Origin of the sequence: Novosphingobium album (ex Liu et al. 2023), assembly GCF_029076845.1 — a bacterium.
GTDB lineage: Bacteria > Pseudomonadota > Alphaproteobacteria > Sphingomonadales > Sphingomonadaceae > Novosphingobium.
This window is the reverse complement of sequence record NZ_JARESE010000092.1, coordinates 1-18,693: the sequence shown is the minus strand read 5'-3', so window position 1 is coordinate 18,693 and position 18,693 is coordinate 1. Positions and strand designations below refer to the sequence as shown.

Sequence of the window (18,693 nt, the reverse complement as noted above, 5' to 3'; positions counted from 1 at the left end):
TTCGCTCGCCCGTTATGCGCTTCCCCCTTGCGGACGCAACCGGAGCGATGGGCGGTCAATCCCCTTGCAAGGAGATACTCCATGAAGTTTGGATTGTTCAGCCTGATGTCGCTTCGGGACAATCCGGGGGGCATTCGGGGCGTCCTTTCCGACACACGCAGGATGGTCAGGCTGGCCGAAGAGATCGGCTTCGATGCTGCATGGTTCGCCGAGCACCATTTCACCAATAATTCGGTGAGCGCCTCGCCGCTCGCGGTAGCGGCGAACATGGCGGCAGTGACTAGCCGCATCCGGTTGGGCTCCGCCGTCCTCGTTCTGCCGCTCTATCATCCTTTGCGTCTCGCGCAGGAAATTGCCTACGTCGATCAGGTCAGCGATGGTCGCCTTGTGCTGGGCGTGGGTACGGGCTATCAACCGTTCGAGTTTGCTCGGTATGGTACCGGGGTCGAGACCCGTACCGAGCACTTCATTGAATGCTGGGACGTGCTGGAGCAGGCGCTTGCGCACGGGCATGTCGAATATGAAGGCAGCTTTTTCAGCATTCCTTCCACAAACCTGATGATGCGTCCGGTGCAGCAGCCGCTGCCCGACCTCTATGTCGCATCCTCGAATCTCGACGTGCTGCGCCGGCTGGTGCCTGCCGGGGGCAAGCCTTTCGTGCAGGTCGGCTGGCTGGGCAGCAAAGTGCTGGCGAAGAAGGTCGCCGATATGCATGAGGTGTGGGGGAAGGCGGGCTTTTCCCACCGGCCCATGCATGTTGCGGTGCAGCAGTACGTGCATGTTTGCGATACCGCCGTCGAAGCCCTGGAAGCGGCTGAGCGGGCGCGCTTCGTCGCGCGCATGATCGACGCCCTGCGTAGTCCGCATCTCGCCTTTGAGGGCTACAAGGTGCAGGCCCCGCTGCTCAAGGATGAGCCGCCGCTCGAGGTCTTCCGCGACAATCTGGTGATCGGCCACCCGCACTATGTCGCTGAACGCCTGATAGAAGAATTCCGCACGCTGAAGCCGGATTACTACAACTGCTTCTTTCAGTTCGGAGACATGCCGATCGCTCGGGCGCAGCGCTCGCTCGCGCGGTTTGGCTCGGAAGTGCTGCCGCTGATCGAAAAGGAACTGGGGCCGCTCAATCAGTTGGGGGCGACCGAGCCCGCGTTGTTGCGGGCCAGCTGATCAGGCGTCGAGGATACAGGAAGGACGGAATTGATGGACGCGGCACGCAATTCGCAACGGGGGCGCAACCACAGGGACGAACTGGAAGACCTGCTTGCCGCGGTGCTCGCCGGCGAGGGGCAGGACCTCGAAGGCGCCCAGACCTTGCCGGCGGGCGCCTACACGAACAGCGATTTCTTCGATCTGGAAGTCGAGAAGGTCTTCCGGAAAGAATGGTTGCCGGTGGGGCATGTCGCGCAGATCCCCAATGTCGGCGACTACTTCACCATCGACGTCCTCAACGAGTTGCTGGTCGTCGTGCGCGGGCGCGACCGTATCCGGGTGATGTCGCGCGTCTGCCTGCATCGCTGGGCGCCGGTCTGCGAGGGATCGGGCAATGCCAAGGTATTTTCCTGCCCTTTCCATCGCTGGAGCTATGGCCTTGACGGCCAGTTGATCGCGACGCCGCTGATGGAGGCCAAGGGCGGGTTCAATCCCAGATCCTGCAGTCTGCCGGAAATCCGAAGCGAGGTCGTATGCGGCACGATCTTCATCACCTTTTCGGATGTCGCGCGATCGGCTGGCGAACTGCTCGCCGATTGGACCGAGGCGATGGAGATCTATCGGCCTGAAGAACTCAAGATCGCATACAGTGTGGAGTTCGATCTGAATTTCAACTGGAAGATCGCGGTCGAGACCTTCATGGAGTCCTACCATCACATCGGCGCCCATGCGACGACTGCGGAGCCATACTATCCTGCCAAACTGCATTGGGTGGATGACACGCGCGAGGGGTGGACCGCCGGCCACGGCTATTTGCGGGAGGATTTGCCGACTTCGGTGGCCTTCGGCGAATTCGGGGGCAAGCTCGATCCGTTCCCCAGCCTTTCGGAAGACCAGCTGCGTCGGTCATTGGTCCATCTGGTCTACCCGATCCATTGTTTCTTCATCGGCGTGAATCGCCTTCACTGGACAGCATTGATACCGGTTGCGGTCAACAAGACACGCTGGGTGCGCCATGTGCTTGTTCAGCCCGAAGCGCTGGAACGGCAGGACTTTCCCGAAATCGTCGAGCGGCTACGGCAAAGTGGCGTGAAGATCACCGAGGAAGACATGGCGGTGAACGACATGCAGCAGAAGGGCGCGGCAAGCTCTTTCGCGAAACCCGGCTTTCTGCACCCGCTCGAGAAGCCGACCTGGCAGTTGTCGGACTATGTCCGTCGCCGTCTGGGAAGCTGATCGATGTGCAATGTGCGATGAGGAAACCTTCCACCATGTCGGCGACAATCGCTAGTTCCGTCCCTGCCCACATGACGTCCGACGAATGGGCGCTGCGCTGCGACCTGGCGAGCCTCTACCGGCTTGTTGCTCACTTCGGCATGACCGATCTGGTCTATACGCATATCAGTGCCCGTGTTCCCGGACCGGAAGATCATTTTCTGATCAACCGTTATGGGGTGCTGTTCCAGAACATGCTTCCCTCGACGCTGGTGCGGATCGATTGTGACGGACGGATCGTTCATCCGCAGGAAGGGGATGAAACGGCGATCAACCCGGCAGGCTTCGTGATCCATTCCGCCATTCATATGGCGCGACCCGAGTTCGGCTGCATAATCCATACGCACACCGCCGCCGGAGCCGCGGTCGCCGCGCAGCGGCAGGGTTTGTTGCCGATCAGCCAGCAGGCGCTGAAGTTCCGCGGCCATATCGGATATCACGATTACGAGGGTATCGCGCTGGACCTTGGCGAACGTGAGCGGCTGGTTGACGATCTCGGGATGCACAAGGCCATGATTCTGCGCAATCACGGTTTGCTTGCGGCGGGCAGGACCATCCCGGAAGCCTTCAGCACGATCTATCTGCTGGAAACCGCGTGCCGCATTCAGATTGCGGCCCAATCCGGCGGTGCCGAGCTTACAATCCCGTCCGAAGAGGTCTGCAGGCACACGGCGGATCAGTACAACCGCGATGGCGGAGACCTCGAGCACTACGAATTCCTCTGGCGGTCCATGTTGCCGCTGATCGGAGAGTGAGAAGAATGGCGAACGCTTCGCGAAGCGGCTCAGTTCCGCGCGATGCCGGGATGATCGCGCCATGATCGCTTATCTGTTCCGGCGCATCGGTCTCGCCCTTGCGATTCTGGTGGTGACTGTGTCGTTGCTGTTCTGCGTCATCCATGCCGTTCCTGGGGACCCTGCATCCGTAGCCTTGGGGCCGCGTGCAACGGCGGCGATGAAAGCGGAATTTCGCGCCGAAATGGGGCTCGACAGGCCGGTTTTCGTCCAATTCTTCATGTTTGTCGGCCGAGTGATGACCGGTGACCTCGGGACCGACGTGCTAACCCGGCAACCGGTTGCCCGGCTTGTGCTGGATGTGCTTCCCAACACCATGGTTCTCGCGTTCGCCAGCATTCTCTGGGCGGTTGTCGCGGCAATCGGGCTGGGCCTGTGGTGCGGCCTTTATCCCAACGGCTGGGCGGATCGGCTGATAGGGGTGATTTCAACCTCCATCATTGCGGTCCCGACGTTCGTCGTTGCGATTTATTCGCTTCTGATCTTCGCGGTTCAGCTTCGGTGGTTTCCGGCGATCGGTGCCGGAAAGAGCGGTGACCCGCTTAGCTACATTCATCACCTCATACTGCCGTCTTTCGCCGTGGGTCTTGGCTGGGTCGGTTATCTGGCAAGGATTATCCGCGCAGCGATGCTGGACGTGATGAGTGAGAACCACGTACGGACCTATCGGGCTTTCGGCGTCTCGGACACGCGCATCGCATTGCGCTTTGTGTTGCCGATCGTCATCGTCCCGGTCATTTCAGTGCTGGGAGTTGGCTTGGGGACGCTGCTTTCGGGGGCGGTGCTCACGGAGATCGTGTTCGATCGGCCCGGTCTTGGGCGGCTTGCCTATGACGCCGTGATATCCCGCAACTATCCCGTGGTCACGGGGACGGTCGTCGTGACTGCCAGCCTCTACCTGTTCTGCAACCTTGTCGCCGACCTGTGCCTTGCAAGGCTTTCGCCCGATGCACGCGCCAAACTCTGACATGGCCCTCCGCGTGCGCGGCAACGGCGGGCGTGTTCTGGCCCGTCGGTTGAGGTCAAGTGTGTCGCACGTTCGTGCCGCAGGCAAACTTCTACCAGAGACCCGGTCCGGGTTGATCGGATCCATACCGATCATTGTCATCGTCCTGTGGGCGCTGCTTCCTGGTCTTTTTACCGGTCACGATCCCGTGGCGATAAATCCCGGTGAACGCTTGCAAGGGCCGAGCCTTGCCCATCTTCTGGGCACGGATCAGCTTGGCCGGGATTTGTATGCGCGGATAATTTACGGCGCTCGCCCGACGATTGGGATCGCGCTCGGGAGCAGCATGATCTCTGCCTCTGCCGGCTTGTTTCTGGGGCTTTTCGGTGGATACGGGCCTCGCTTGCTCGATTCCGCGCTGCTGCTGATCTGCGACGCTATCGTGTCGCTGCCGATGATAATCTTCGCGTTGGCCGTGGTGGCACTGGTTGGCCCCAGCATCTTCGGCCTCGTCCTGATTATCGTCACCTTCTCCATCCCGGTCTATTTCCGGTTCGTGCGAACCCAGGCGATGGTGCTGCGGGGCACCGAATATGTGAAAGCCGCTCGGGCCATCGGGGCATCACCAGGTTTCATCATCGCCAGGCACCTGTTGCCCAATGTGCTGGGGCCGCTGCTTATCATGATGGCGATGAACATCCCTTCGGTGATCGCGCTTGAATCCGGCCTGTCGTTTCTGGGGCAGGGCATCCAGCCGCCGACGCCGGACTGGGGCAGCATGCTCAACGATGGCTATTCCTACATCCGTCAGGGGACACACGTTATTATCGCCGGCAGTCTGCCCATAATCTTCGCCACGATTGGCTTCACTTTCTTCGGCGAAGCGCTGCGCGACGCACTCGATCCGCGCAGTTCCGGCCGCAAGGCACGAGACACATGACGGCGCTACTCGAGCTTCGGAACTTCTGCCTCACGCTGGAAACCCCCGACGGGCCGCTCGACGTACTGCGTGACATTGATTTCTCCATCAACAAGGGCGAGATCGTCGGCGTTGTCGGTGAAAGCGGTGCGGGCAAGTCGACTCTCGCCAACGCGATCCTGATGTTGCTTCCGCCGCGAGCGGTCGCGCGTGGCAGTATGCTCTTCAATGGGCGCGACCTTCACGCCCTTTCGCCGCGTGAGCAGCGTGCCCTTCGCGGCAATGGCATCGCCGCTGTGTTTCAGGATCCTTTCACCGCTTTCAACCCCGTCATCCCGATCGGAAAGCAACTGGTGGAATTCCAGCACTGGCGGCGGGACCTCGACGAGGAGACGCGATGGCGGAAGGCGCACGACATGCTTTCGCGCGTCGGCCTGACCGATCCCGGCACCCGTATGTGGCAATATCCCCGCCAGTTGAGCGGCGGCGTCAGGCAGCGTGTCGGCATTGCCGCGGCCTTGCTTACCGATCCCATGCTGCTGATCGCGGACGAGCCGACCACCGCACTCGATGCGACGACCGAAGCGCAGATCATTGAACTGTTGCGCGAAGTCCGCTTGATGGTGGATGGTGCGATCGTCTTTGTAACCCACGATCTGGGCCTCGTGAGTTCCTTCTGCGACCGGGTCGCCGTGATGTATGCGGGCGAACTGCTTGAAGTCGCGCCGGTGGATTCGGGGTTTTCCGCTCTCCGTCACCCTTATTCTCAGGCCCTGTTGGCATGCGATCCTTCGCAAATGTCTCCCGGCGACCGGCACTTTCCGACTATTGCCGGACAGGTGCCGGACCTTCGGGCGCCCCGAAAAGGATGTGTTTTCGCGCCGCGCTGCGGCATGTCGGACGATGATTGCAGGCACCAGACTCCGCCCCTCCGGCAGGTTGCGGCAAACGGGTTGATCCGTTGCGCCAAGGTCGCGGCATGAAACCGGCGCTCGAAGTCTGGAAAGCGACTGTTCGCTATGCTGCCGAGGGTGGCGGATTGTCCGAGGCGGGCGGTAACCGTCAGCGCGAAGTCACAATTGTAGATGGCGTCACTTTCAGGATCCAGCCGGGGACCACTCTCGGTCTGGTCGGAGAAAGCGGCAGCGGGAAGACGACGCTGGCACAGGCGATCCTGGGGCTTGTGCCGATGGCCGACGGCCATGTGCTGGTAAACGGTCATGTCTTCGACAGTCATGCGACGTCGGCGCCGCGCGATCCGTGGCGGGAAATCCGCCGCGAGATAGGTGTGACCTTTCAGGACGCCGTCGCTTCGCTCGATCCCCGTATGACGCTGGGTGAAAGCATCGCCGAGCCTCTCAGAGTGTACCGTGTCGGCGGACGGGACAAGCGGGCGGAGGTCGCCCGACTGATGGAGCAAGTCGGCCTGTCTCCGGCGCTGCGCGATCGGTATCCGCATCAGATCTCGGGCGGGCAGGCGCGGCGCGTCTCTGTGGCGCGGGCGATCGCGTTAAAACCCAGCTTGCTGATCGCGGACGAACCCACGGCCGGGCTCGATCTTTCCGTTCAGGGCGAGTTGCTCAACCTGTTGGTGCGGTTGCAAACCGATTTCGGGTTGAGCAGCCTGTTGATCACCCACAACCTGCCCGTGGCGCGTCAGATCACCGATCGGATCGCGATCATGTATCTTGGCCGTATTGTCGAGATGGGGCCGACCGAAACGATTTTCGCCGCCCCGCACCATCCCTACACCCAAGCGCTGATCGCAGCGCGCGGCGGCCATGCGGAAGAACGGCCGCGTCCTTTGCCGGGCGAAGTCCCCAGTTTGACGCGCCGTCCGGACGGTTGCGAGTTCCATACCCGCTGCATTCATGCCCAGCCGCGCTGTCGGGTGGAGGCGCCAGCGGAACCGCCGGTGGGTGCCGAGCATCAGGTGCGTTGCCATTACCCGTTAGCAGATGAGCATCGCCTCGTCGCGCAAGGTGCTGGAAGGAAGCCGTTGGAGGAGGCCCTGCCGACTTCTTCGCGTCTCGGACAGGCGGTTCCCGCAATGACTTGTGAAACGGATAGTACTCGATCCGCCGGTGGGCATGCTCAAAAGCCTCCGGGTAACACGCCGACAAGGATCAGCCGCCGCCAACTCATGACCGTTCTGGCTGGCGGCGCGATCGCCGCGGGCGGGGCTGTCACGCTCGGCAGGCAGCGGACACGCGATACCGTCGGCAATGGCGTCCCGGTCGCCGACCACAAAGTGCTTCGTATCCAGAACGATGGCGACATCATGTGTCTCGACCCGGCCAATCGCGGCGGCTGGTACGATCAGGTGGTGACTAACGCCATTTTTTCCGGCCTGTGCCAGTTCGATGGCGGCGAAGGCTGGACCTGGTCAAAGGATGCCGCGCAAACGATCCGGCAGATTGACGACGTTACCATTGCCTTCGAGTTGAGGCCCGGACTGCAATGGACTGACGGCTACGGCGAGGTGACGGCTGAGGATGTCAAGTATTCGTATGAGCGCTTTGCCGATCCCCGTGTGCAGGCCATTTTCAAGGATGATTGGGCGGCGCTCGACAAGGTGGAAGTGACAGGACGCTATTCGGGCGTCATCCGTCTCAAGCGGCCCTATCCTCCATTGTTTTCCAGCACGTTGCCCGAGACCTCAGGCCTGATCGTGTGCAAAGCTGCGGTGGAAAAGGCCGGGGGGCGGATTCGAATGGATCCGTTGGCGACATGCGGTCCTTATCGGCTGGAAAAGTGGGAGCCGCGCAAGGAGGTTACCTTGGTCCGCCATGAGGGCTGGCCGGGAGACCGCCCGTATTACGACGAGATCCGGCTGGTGGCGATAGACGAGGAGCGGGTCGCCCATGTCGCCTTCGATGCAGGCGATCTGGATATGACGAAGATCGAGCCTGGCGATATCGCCCCCTTGCGCGAGGAGAACGATCCGGACGTAAATCTCATCGTCAAGCCGGCCTTGGCCTACACCTTCATCGGCATGAATGTCGAACATGAGAAGTTGCGCGACATCCGGGTTCGTCGTGCGATACAGCAGGCGATCGACCCGCAAAGGGTGGTTGACGCCACGTTCGGCCCGGATCTGGTGGACCGAGCTTATGGCCTGGTGCCGCCGTCGCTGCCGGGTTCGCGCCGCCGCTTGCTCTATCCCTATGATCCTGCGCGCGCGAAACGTCTTCTGAGTGAGGCCGGGGCGGAAAATCTCGAACTCACGCTCACCTTCTCGCATGACGTCGCTTACGCGACAGCGGCGCAGGCCATTCAGGCGCAACTCGCCGAAGTCGGTATCCGGCTCAGGCTGGATCAGGGCGATGCCGCCGCGCAGGCCGCGCAGCAACAGGATACGGCCGGCGGCAGCTGGCGCACGGTAGAAGCGTACATGATTACCAATACGACCACGCCGGATCCGAGCTGGGTGACGGCCTGGTATACGTGTGACCAGATCGGGAAATGGAACTGGGCGCGTGCCTGCTCTCCGAAATGGGACGCGCTGAACGACGCGGCCATTGCCGAGACGAATCCGTCGAAACGGGCCGCCATGTATGTGCGCCTTCAGGACATGCTCGAAGAAACGGGTGCCTACGTCTTTCTATATCATGGAGTGAATGCGTGGGTGACTAGAAAAAATCTCGCCGGATCGTGGACTTCGGACGGGAGAATAGCAATTCTCAAAGATATAAGATCAATCTCACCGGAGGGGAATGTTTAATATATTTAAGGTATTCAACAGGAGATTGTTATGAATACAGAAGATGGATCCGGCGTTAAGACCGAGTTTCCACTTAGCCCATCGCAAATCGAAAGCTTCTATGGCGATGGATACGTGATTGTTCCGGGCTTCTTCTCGCAAGAAGAAATCGAGCCGTTGCGCCTCGCTTGCGAGGTGAACCCGACCGTCGACGGCAAGGTTCCGGCTGTCGCGGACAGCACCGGAAACGCGCAGGAAGTCATCGGTTGGGAAGACCAGTCCGAAACCTATCTCGGCAAGGCGCCGTTCATGGCCCGGATGATCGACAATGCCGCCGCCATTCTTGGGCAGCCTGTCTACCACTGGCACTCGAAGCTTTCGTTGAAGCGTCCGCACACGCCCGGTCGCTGGGACTGGCACCAGGACTTTCCGTTCTGGTATCTCGAAGGCTGCCTCTGGCCCGACATGCTGACCATTACCACGGCGGTCGACCGTTGCGATGACGAGAACGGATGCATGCGATTGGTCAAGGGCTCGCACAAGTTGGGCCGGGTCGATCACAAGGCCTACGGCGAAGCGGTCGCCTTCGATCCCGAACGGCTGGAACTCGTTCTGCAGCAGCTGGAAACCGTGCCGATGATCCTGGAACCAGGCGACGCCTGCTTTTTCCACGGCAACACGCTGCACGCTTCCGGTTCCAACAATTCGGATCGCCCGCGTACCCTGTTCCACGCCTCGTACAACACCATCGTCAACACGCCCTTCAAGACCGAAGGGCAAGAGCACCATTCGTATCGTCCGTTCGTGAAGCTGCCGGATTCGGTTCTGCGCGATCGCGACTACTCTGGCATCCTTGACGAGCACCATTTCCCCTTGCGCGAGCAGGGATACAGTGCGGGCGACGTCGGGCACTACGGTTACAAGAAGGCCAAGGTCGCCTGAGCGAATGCACGGCGCAGCCGTCGGTATTCGCGGGTCCCCTGAAAGAGAAGCTCCGGTCCCGGGCATGCGGGCCATGCCCGGGATGCTGATCGCTGGAAAACATGCGAGCTACAATAACCATGCGATCGTTGTTCCTGTCGCGGTTTGGAAGTGGTGCGCTTCGCCACGCAAACTTCCGTCACTACTTTGTCGGTCAGGCATTCCTGTTGATCGGAAACTGGATACACAGCCTGGCTCTGGCCTGGCTGGTATGGCGTCTGAGCCATTCGCCGTTTCTTCTCGGCCTCCTCGTCTTCTGCGACCTGGGGCCATCGCTCGTTCTCGGTCCGCTGGTCGGCGCCGTCGCCGATCGCGTGGATCGTCGCCGTCTGCTGATCGTGACCCAATGCAGTCAGATGCTGCTTGCTGCTGCCTTGGCGATGCTTGTGTCGAGCGAGGCCGTCACAGCCGGAATCGTAGTGGCCGCCGCGCTGGCAATGGGCACGGTCTCCGCGTTCGACATTGCCGGCAGACAGGCGATTGTCGGCGAACTGGTTGATCGCGCGGACTTGCGCAATGCGATTGCCCTTAATGCGGTAATATTCAACATGGCGCGCTTGGTGGGGCCAGCGATGAGCGGCATCTTGATCGCCAGTCTGGGGGAGGGCTCCTGCTTCGTCATCAAGGCGTTCGCCGCATTGCCTCTGATCGCTATTCTGTGGCGCATGCCGCTGCCCGTGCAGCCACGACAGATGCAGATCACCGGATTCTTCCGGGACGTCGCAGACGGACTTGCTTTCGTCGCCGCCAATGCCCCGGCACGGTACTACCTTTCCCTGCTCGGTTTGGGCAGCCTGACCAGCGTTCCCTATTTCTCGTTCCTGCCGATGCTAGCGAACCAGATCCTGGGCGGAGAAGCCGATATGGCCGGCATGCTGATGAGCGTTACCGGGATCGGTGCTCTTGCCGCAGCCATCGTGCTGCTGGTCCGTACCAGCCTGCCGCTCGTCGGAGTATTCGTCGCGGCATCCGCATTGCAGGGGCTGACACTGGTTCTGATCGGCCTGTCCGATCTGGTGTGGGTGACCACGCTCCTCGCGTTGCCCATGGGCTGCGCTGCCTTGTCGCAGCAGTTTGCGGCCAACGCCTTGTTGCAAGGCCTCGTCCCGAATGCAATGCGTGGGCGGATCATGGCGCTTTACACCATGATGCTGATCGGAGTGGTTCCCGTCGGCGGCCTCATCGCCGGCTTCACAATCGAATTGTTCGGATTACCGGCCTCGACGATTGCCGCCGGCATTTTGTGTATCGCGCTGACGAGCTGGATCGGATTTCACCTGTACCTGTCGGACTATCGGCGCGATCCTTGACCTTGACCTTGACCCCATGCCGACACGGCTTGGTTGGGGTGACCGGCTGAACGAGACAGGTGTGGATCCTCTGGTGGATTGTCGCGCGCCGCCCGTCGCGACAGCGCCAAGCGGCGGCGTCGGACTTACGCCGCCACTTCCGCCCGGTTGTCTTTTCCGAGATTCGCGCGTCAGTGCGCGAATAGCTGGGACATGTCGGCGAACGCCTTGAATTCAAGCGCATTGCCGGCCGGGTCGAGGAAGAACATGGTCGCCTGTTCTCCGGTCTGGCCTTTGAACCTCACATAAGGTTCGATAACGAACTTGGTTCCGGCGGCCGTCAGCCGCTCGGCGAGGGCTTCCCAGTCCCGCATGTCGAGGATGACGCCGAAATGCGGCACGGGAACGTCATGCCCGTCTACAGGGTTGCTGAAAGTGCCCTCCGCTTCCGGGCTTTTCACCTTGAAATGGGCCACGATCTGATGGCCGAAAAGATCGAAATCGATCCAGGCGGTGTCGCTTCGGCCTTCGGGGCAGCCCAGCACTGTACCATAGAAATGGCGGGCAGCTTCAAGATCGTCGACCGGAAAGGCGACGTGGAAAGGAGTAAGTGGGGTCATTGCTCGACATCCATTGCGTTGCGATAACTTTTGGAACGATTTCATTTCAGTCGACCGGATTGAAACAGGGGTGCTACCGGTCAGGGAGTCCCGGTGCCGGACGCGATTTGTGGCAGACCGCGTTCCATCGGCAGTCCGGCGACCAATATGCTTATCCGCATACCCGCTGTCTGGCATGCCGTCCTTCCTTGAAATGAAGTCTTGCTGGAGAGGTATGTCCAGCAAGCATGGCCAAGCGCGCAAGGCCTCCAAGGGGTCTAAAGATGGGTTCGATCCTGCGGGCGCAATAGGAATAGCGGGGAAGATCTCTTTGCTGTCTGCAAGCCATTGGAGAACAGACCGGCCGGCGGTTGCACGTGTGTGTGTGTGTGTGTGTGTGTGTGTGATCAGCCGGCTGGTCCTTTGTGCCGCGCGTCAGAAACTCGCCTTGACGCGGGCGCCAATGGTGCGGGGGCGGGCATAAAAGTTGTAGGAATCCCCGGGATAAAAAGCTTCGCGATAGCTCAAGTCCCTCAGGATATACTTGGTTCCGCCGGAAAGGTTGGTGCCGAATAGCCCAATTTCGAAATTTCCAAGAGAATAATTTATGCTGGCGCTCAGAAAGTCCTGGGATGGAGTTTTGCGGGCGCTGGACAATTCGTGATTGAATACATTCCAGAAGCCGCTGCGGACCTGCCAGTTCGCTTCGAAAAGCAGACTGCCGGCGCCAAGCGGCGTCGTGTAATCGACACCAGCGCCAACGATCCACTTGGGGAAGAACGGCGCCGGATCGCCACTGTTCGCAGTCAGATTGACGATCGAGCCCTTCGATTTCGCGTTGGTGTACGAGGCATTGGCCGAAAGGTTGAAGCCGTCGAACAACCGGGTGCTGCCATCGAATTCGAGGCCCTTGCTGACGACCTCGCCGGCGTTTTCGGCGAATGAGTACCAGCAGACCGGGATCAGGCGCTTTGTCTGGACGTCGCTCCACTTGATGTAGAACGCGGTGAAGTTGGCGGTAGCACGTCCTCCCGCGAATGAGGCTTTGTTGCCGACGGAATAGCTCCACAGCGAGTCCGCTCCGAAATCCGAAGGCGTTTCCGTGATGCCTTCCTGCGCCATGCCGCTGGCGCACAAGTCCGGTGGAACCGGCTGGTTGACGCCGCCGAAACGGAAGCCTTTGGATGCCTCGGCGAAAAACAGGAGGTCGTCGTTGGCCTTGTAGCTCACGCGGAAGCGCGGATTGAAGCCGCTCTCGCTGGTGGAGTCGTTCTTCACGGAGGGGGTTCCGGCTTCCAGAACGCCGGTGAAAGCGCCGAAATAGAGATCGAATTTCTGATGCCAGTCAAAGTAACGCACGCCGGCGGTCAGATCGAGACTTTCGACCGGACTGTAGGTGACTTCGCCGTAAATAGCGATCTGGCTCTCATTAATCGCCTGTGTCGCTGAGAAGAAGCTGTCCTTGTAGAAGCCGCCATCGTAGAGAGCAGAGTATCCTGCCGACCGGTAACCCGCGTCCACGAGGAGTTCAGAAATGTCCTGCGCCCAGATATCCTCCCAGAAATCCCGCGTGAGCTTCTCGTAGTAGACGCCGAAGTTGTATTGAAGCGGGCCAGGAGCGCTGGACGAAAGGCGAAACTCCTGTGTCCATGTCTCGGTCTTGTTGATGGAATCGAACGTTGCGGGAAGCAGAACGCCAGTATAATTGGCGGGATAACTCTCCTGCGAGTCCGTATAGGTGAATTTGCGCTTGAGGAATGATGTCGATGAACTCAACGTCACCGGGCCGACGTCCCATCTCGTCGTGTTATTGAAGAGATCGAAGTCCGATGAGCTCCCCTCCGGCACAAGAATGCTCGTCTGGTATGGCTTGAGCCCGGAATAGCCCTTGTTGCGGCCATCGGCCTCCAGCCGTGCATGAGTCCAGCTGAAATCAGTGACGAGATCGGGGGTGACGTACCAACGCACAGCTCCGCGGAGCTGGAAGTTTCGGGTTTCATTGATATTTTTCGCGACGACACCGTTGTACATGCCGATGCTGTCAATGAAGCCGGAATCTTCGCCCTTGTAGATGGCGCCGCGGAAAGCGAGAGTGTCCGCGATGATTGGAATGTTGGTCATTCCCCGCACGCTGTAATTCGTGCCGCCGTGGCGCGTGGTGGAAAGCGTGCCTTCGGCGGAGCCGAAGAAGCGGTTCGTGTCGGGCTTCTGTGTGATGTAACGTATCGTACCTGACATTGCCCCGGCGCCGAACTGCGTGCCTTGCGGCCCTTTCAGAACCTCGATGCGTTCAAGGTCGAAAACACGCAAATCGGGATTGCCGCCGAACTGGGCAATGGAGCTTTCGTCGAGATAGACGCCGACCATCGAGCGAACGGAGATATCGGCCGAATCGCCCGCGACACCCGCCGTGACGAGGCCACGCATGTCGATCCGGTTGATGCCCGGGGTGTCTTCCTGAATCATGATGGATGCGGCGCGGTGGGCCAGCGACTGCAGGCCGTCTTCGCCACTTCGTTCCATCGCCTCGGTGTCTATAACCGAGATCGACATCGGAACGTCTTGCAGCCGCACCTCACCCTGACGGGTCGCTGTCACCAGGATTTCTTCCTGACCATCGGCAGCGTACGCCTCTTCCGCAAACGCCGGGCCGCCGGCCAACAGCATGACGATCGTTATCGCTGGGGCAGATGCGACATTCGTCAATCTGCCGTGCTTCGATCGAGGAACAATGTGTTTCTGCAAATTTGACCGCATCATAATTCGTATCCTCTTCGTCACATGAATGACATATGGAATTTAACTACGATTATGTCGGCATCCTCATGAACGGAAAATATGATCCAATATTATTTTTTTATTTAAAATTTACTCCGCACCCTGTTCGCGGAATTTCCATTTTTTGATCGTATATGGGGTGTATTGTGGTAACCTCGATAGGCAGAGAAACTCAAATAGACAAACTTTTGGCGGGTATAAGGTGGCGTGATACCTTTCTGTCTCCCCCCGTTTGCCGATCGCGCGGCGCGAGGAAACAACTCGGGCATGGCCCGAAACAGGCATCAGGATTGCCTATGGTTGCGGGAACTTCTGCTATTATCTTCTTGGGTCTGGGGTGATTAAGAAGTCAGGCGTGCCTCGTCGAACAAGGCGGTCACCCTCCGGTTCGATCGTGCCATCTCCAATCGGCAAAGCTGTTCCAGGAGGGCATTCGTCCATTGGGCCGCGGCAGTGTCGCCGCCGGGGATGGGCCGGATGAGCGTCGGACCGGGGCGCGATGGTTGGTGGAGGGGCGGTTGGATGGATTGGCGCGGTCCTGAAGGCGGCACCTGAAGAGCTATGGAATGACCATGAACGCCATTTTTGCCGGAGATGAGCCGGCTCCCTTCGAACAGATCACCATTCCCTTGTCCGATGGCACGAAGCTGGCAGCGCGTTTGTGGAAGCCGGCGCAGGCCGCACTTGGACAGGTGCCTGCCGTGCTCGAATGGATACCTTATCGGCAATCGGACGGGACTGCGGTCGGCGATTCCATGGTCCATGGTTATTTCGCCATACACGGAATCGCCTCGGTTCGCATAGACATTCGAGGAAGCGGTAACTCCCAAGGGTTGCTTCTCGATACCTACCTCAAGCAAGAGCAGGATGATGCCTGTGAGGTGATCGCCTGGCTTGCTGCACAACCCTGGTGCAACGGCAATGTGGGGATGATCGGCATCTCCTGGGGCGGCTTTGCCGGCCTCCAGGTCGCCGCTCGCCGCCCGCCCGCGCTCAAGGCAGTGATTACCTGTTGTTCCACAGATGATCGCTATCGCGACGATGTGCATTTCATGGGCGGTGCGTTGCTGGCCGATGGCCTGCAATGGGGCTCGGGTTTGCTGCTCCAACTCGCTCGCCCACCGGACCCGGCCCACGTCGGCGAGCGTTGGCGGGAGATGTGGCGGCATCGCCTTGAGAACCTGTCACCGCCGTTGGCATCCTGGCTGGAGCATATGGATCGAGACGCTTTCTGGCGGCATGGCTCGGTTTGTGAGAATTATACCGCCATCCAGTGTCCGGTTTACGCGGTAAGCGGGTGGACGGACGGCTATTCCGATGCCGTGCTGCGGCTGATGCAAAACCTGTGTGTTCCACGCAAGGGATTGATCGGCCCTTGGACGCATGTGTACCCGACATGGGGAAAGCCTGGCCCGGCAATCGGCTTCCTCCAGGAATGCGTGCGCTGGTGGAGGCAATGGCTCGTCGGGGAAGAGACCGGGATAATGGACGAGCCGATGCTGCGTTTGTGGCTCGGTCGAGACCTGAAGCCGCATCCACGGGATCTGACGATCGAGGGGCGCTGGATCGCGTTTCCCGAATGGCCATGCGAAGGCGATTTGCGATGCTTCCATCTCGACGGGAGCGCCCTCTCGCCGCGCGCCGCTGAAGCGTCGTCGCCGCTTCGGTTCGATACGGTGCAATCGCTGGGTATCGCCGCCGGGGAGTGGTGTCCGCTCGACGGCGGTGGCGATGGGCCGGAATTCCAGGGCGATAGCCGTCAGGATGATGCCTTCTCCCTGTGTTTCGATACGCAGCCGCTGGACGAGGCTATGGATCTCGTTGGTGTTGCAAGGCTCAAACTCGATCTTGCGCTCGATGGTCCGACAGCGACGCTCATTGTTCGCCTGAACGAGGTCGTACCGGAAGGGGCTTCGGCGCGCGTAACTTTCGCGGTCCAGCGAATCCGCAGGCCGGAAAATGTGGCCGCCGGCCAATTCTTTTCCTGCGAGGTTCCGTTGAAAGGGGTCGCCTACAGTTTTGCCGCCGGCAACCGCGTCCGGCTGGCCTTGTCCACCACGTACTGGCCCATGGTTTGGCCTGAACATGGGCCGGGTGGCATCATGATCGATCCCGGTGCGGCGGCGTTGCTGCTTCCCTGGATGCCGGAAGAGGTCATCCGGGATCTGCCGGAATTCGGCCCGCCGGTGTCGGCTTGTCCAATCCCATCTGAGGAACTGGAAGCCGGCCAGATTGACCGTATGAGCGAATGGGATGCCGGGACCGGCCGCGTCAAGCTGACATCGCGTACGTGCTATCCGACGCGGCGGCTCGGAGAAATGGTCATGGGCGGCAGTGGCAGACACTTCTATACGATTTTGCCTCACGACGGTGCGTCGGCCCAAGCTTGTTTCGAAAGCGAACAGATCTATCGGCGACCAGGCTGGTTCACGCGAGTGACCGTCAAAAGTCACTTGTCGTGGTTCGCCGGGCGCCTAACACTGGAGACCCAATGCACCGCCTTTGAAAGTGGGGAATCTGTTTTTCAAAAATCATGGAAAAGTAGTTTTGAATACTAGCTGTTTGGGTGTGATATATTATTAAACCAATATAAGATATTGTCGGTTTTAGTCATAAGACCGTCCGACTCCCTTCGGTTTGCAAGGAGGATTGGCGAGAGATGGTACAAGATTGATCCGCTCTTCCACCTTCTGGTGAGATGAACTGTGTTCGAATGCGCATTGTCGTCGCTGGTTGTAGGCTCGGTTGAATCCGGCCAGCGGCAGTTCTCAAGCGGCGACAAGACCGTGCCGATGTGCATCTTCTGTGGTTGCCGCCCGCAGTACAAGAGGATTCTGACTGGCAGAGCGTGTGATCGAGAGCGCGCTTCTGTAAGGCCTTTGAGGTGCAGCATATTGCCGCTGGCCGGTATGGTCGTGCGCGGATCAGGTGGAGGCCCCCAAAAACCGCTGGCACTTGGCGGCATGAAGTGATTCACTCGGCCTCGTCAGGTGAGGTGCGGAATGGAGGTATCGGGGCTTTTCGCGATTGGTGATCACCTTCGGCGGCTTTCGGAGACGGGTGATCCGCTCGAGGCGCTGGGCCGGATCATTGATTTCGAGGCGTTTCGGCCAGTGCTCGATGCCGGGCTTGGCTACTCGGACGGCTCGAAGGGTGGCCGCCCGCCCTATGATCCGGTGACAATGTTCAAAGTGCTGATCCTGGCGGCGCAGAACAACGTCAGCGACGAACGGATGGAGTTTCTGATCCGCGACCGGCTGAGCTGGCTGCGTTTCCTGGGCTTCGATCTTGGTGAGAGGACGCCCGACGAGAACACAATCCGCTTGTTCCGCGAGCGGCTCACGCGCTCGGGCGCGATCGACAGGCTGTTCACCGAGTTCGATCGCCAGCTCAGGGCCAGCGGCTATCTCGCGATGGGAGGGCAGATCGTCGACGCCAGCCTGGTGGCCGCGTCGCGCCAGCGCAACACGGCTGCCGAGAAGACGCAGATCAAGGCGGGGCGCAAGGCGCGCGAGATCTGGAAGGACGAGCCGAACAAGGCAGCGCAAAAGGACACCGATGCGCGCTGGACGGTCAAGATCGGGCGGCCGCGCGATCCCGAGGCGCCGCGCTCGGTGCCCGAACTCGCCATCGCGGTATTCGGCTACAAGACGCATGTCGCGATCGATCAAGCGTTCGGCTTCATCCGCAGCTGGACGGTCACCAGCGCGGGGCGCCACGACGGAGCGGTACTGCGCGAGATCGTGACCACCGACAACACCTCGGCGAGTGTCTGGGCCGACACGGCCTACCGCTCGAAGGTCAACGAGGAGTGGCTCAAGGCTCGCAGCTTGGTGAGCCGTATCCATCGCAAGAAGCCGCCGCGCCGGCCGATGCCTGATCATATCCGCCGCGGCAACGCGACGAAGTCGAAGGTGCGCTCCGCGGTCGAGCATGTGTTCGCCCAGCAGAAGGATCGCATGGGCCTGTCCGTCCGCACCGTCGGCATCGAGCGGGCGCGCGCGAAAATCGGCCTTGCCAATATCGCCTACAACATGGGCCGCCTGATCTTCCATGAGAGACGAGCCTCGACGGCATAGCTGCGCCCGAAATCCTAATAAGCCTCACTCAAGGAGCCGATCGAGGCCGGAATCAGGCGAAATAAAGGGCCAAAGCGACCTTGGCGCCGTCAATCGACCGTCGCCAGCCTCAAATGTAGCGCGACGATTACGGAGTCCGGTCGGCGTCAATTTTGATGGCCGATAGGTGGCCGCGCCG

Annotated in this window: 13 protein-coding genes; 11 read left to right on the top strand and 2 right to left on the bottom strand. The window is 60.3% G+C overall.

Going from position 1 to position 18,693, the window contains the following annotated elements:
* Positions 1 to 81 precede the first annotated feature (81 nt).
* From PYV00_RS23270 to PYV00_RS23230, 9 genes are all read left to right on the top strand, one after another.
* A complete protein-coding gene (locus PYV00_RS23270; protein WP_275230728.1) occupies positions 82 to 1,170 on the top strand; it encodes an LLM class flavin-dependent oxidoreductase in 1,089 nt (362 codons plus the stop codon).
* Between the two features lie 144 nt (positions 1,171 to 1,314).
* Positions 1,315 to 2,388 (top strand): aromatic ring-hydroxylating oxygenase subunit alpha, encoded by a 1,074-nt coding sequence (locus PYV00_RS23265; protein ID WP_275230727.1) that lies wholly within the window; start codon positions 1,315 to 1,317, stop codon positions 2,386 to 2,388.
* A gap of 17 nt (positions 2,389 to 2,405) precedes the next feature.
* Entirely contained in the window at positions 2,406 to 3,182 is a 777-nt protein-coding gene (locus PYV00_RS23260; RefSeq protein WP_342803837.1) for a class II aldolase/adducin family protein, read from the top strand.
* Positions 3,183 to 3,243: 61 nt separating this feature from the next.
* Positions 3,244 to 4,188, top strand: coding sequence for an ABC transporter permease (locus tag PYV00_RS23255; RefSeq protein ID WP_275230725.1), 945 nt, complete (start codon positions 3,244 to 3,246; stop codon positions 4,186 to 4,188).
* A gap of 1 nt (position 4,189) precedes the next feature.
* The gene (locus PYV00_RS23250; RefSeq protein ID WP_275230724.1) at positions 4,190 to 5,107 is read left to right on the top strand and encodes an ABC transporter permease; all 918 of its coding nucleotides are present in this window, start codon (positions 4,190 to 4,192) and stop codon (positions 5,105 to 5,107) included.
* Complete coding sequence (locus tag PYV00_RS23245; protein WP_275230723.1) at positions 5,104 to 6,069, top strand: ABC transporter ATP-binding protein; 966 nt, start codon at positions 5,104 to 5,106, stop codon at positions 6,067 to 6,069. Before PYV00_RS23250 ends, PYV00_RS23245 begins: the two co-directional genes overlap by 4 nt.
* On the top strand, positions 6,066 to 8,810 hold the full coding sequence (locus PYV00_RS23240; protein WP_275230722.1) for an oligopeptide/dipeptide ABC transporter ATP-binding protein: 2,745 nt from the start codon (positions 6,066 to 6,068) through the stop codon (positions 8,808 to 8,810). The genes PYV00_RS23245 and PYV00_RS23240 overlap by 4 nt, the downstream gene beginning before the upstream one ends.
* 30 nt (positions 8,811 to 8,840) lie before the next feature.
* Positions 8,841 to 9,731 (top strand): phytanoyl-CoA dioxygenase family protein, encoded by an 891-nt coding sequence (locus tag PYV00_RS23235; RefSeq protein ID WP_275230721.1) that lies wholly within the window; start codon positions 8,841 to 8,843, stop codon positions 9,729 to 9,731.
* 119 nt (positions 9,732 to 9,850) lie between these two features.
* Positions 9,851 to 11,080: an MFS transporter gene (locus tag PYV00_RS23230; RefSeq protein WP_275230720.1), complete on the top strand. Its 1,230-nt coding sequence runs from the start codon at positions 9,851 to 9,853 to the stop codon at positions 11,078 to 11,080.
* 170 nt (positions 11,081 to 11,250) lie between these two features.
* Here PYV00_RS23230 and PYV00_RS23225 read toward each other — a convergent pair whose 3' ends face one another.
* Together PYV00_RS23225 and PYV00_RS23220 are read right to left on the bottom strand one after the other, a co-directional pair.
* Positions 11,251 to 11,724 carry a VOC family protein gene (locus PYV00_RS23225; RefSeq protein ID WP_428981680.1) on the bottom strand — a complete coding sequence of 158 codons (474 nt, stop codon included), beginning with the start codon at positions 11,722 to 11,724 and terminating at the stop codon, positions 11,251 to 11,253.
* Positions 11,725 to 12,093: 369 nt separating this feature from the next.
* On the bottom strand, positions 12,094 to 14,325 hold the full coding sequence (locus tag PYV00_RS23220; protein WP_275230719.1) for a TonB-dependent receptor: 2,232 nt from the start codon (positions 14,323 to 14,325) through the stop codon (positions 12,094 to 12,096).
* A 677-nt stretch (positions 14,326 to 15,002) separates the two neighbouring features.
* On the opposite strand from PYV00_RS23220, the gene PYV00_RS23215 reads away from it, so the two are divergent.
* Both PYV00_RS23215 and PYV00_RS23210 read left to right on the top strand, forming a co-directional pair.
* Positions 15,003 to 16,994: a CocE/NonD family hydrolase gene (locus PYV00_RS23215; RefSeq protein ID WP_275230718.1), complete on the top strand. Its 1,992-nt coding sequence runs from the start codon at positions 15,003 to 15,005 to the stop codon at positions 16,992 to 16,994.
* A 444-nt stretch (positions 16,995 to 17,438) separates the two neighbouring features.
* Entirely contained in the window at positions 17,439 to 18,515 is a 1,077-nt protein-coding gene (locus tag PYV00_RS23210) for an IS5 family transposase (protein ID WP_275230717.1), read from the top strand.
* The last annotated feature ends 178 nt before the right edge of the window (positions 18,516 to 18,693 follow it).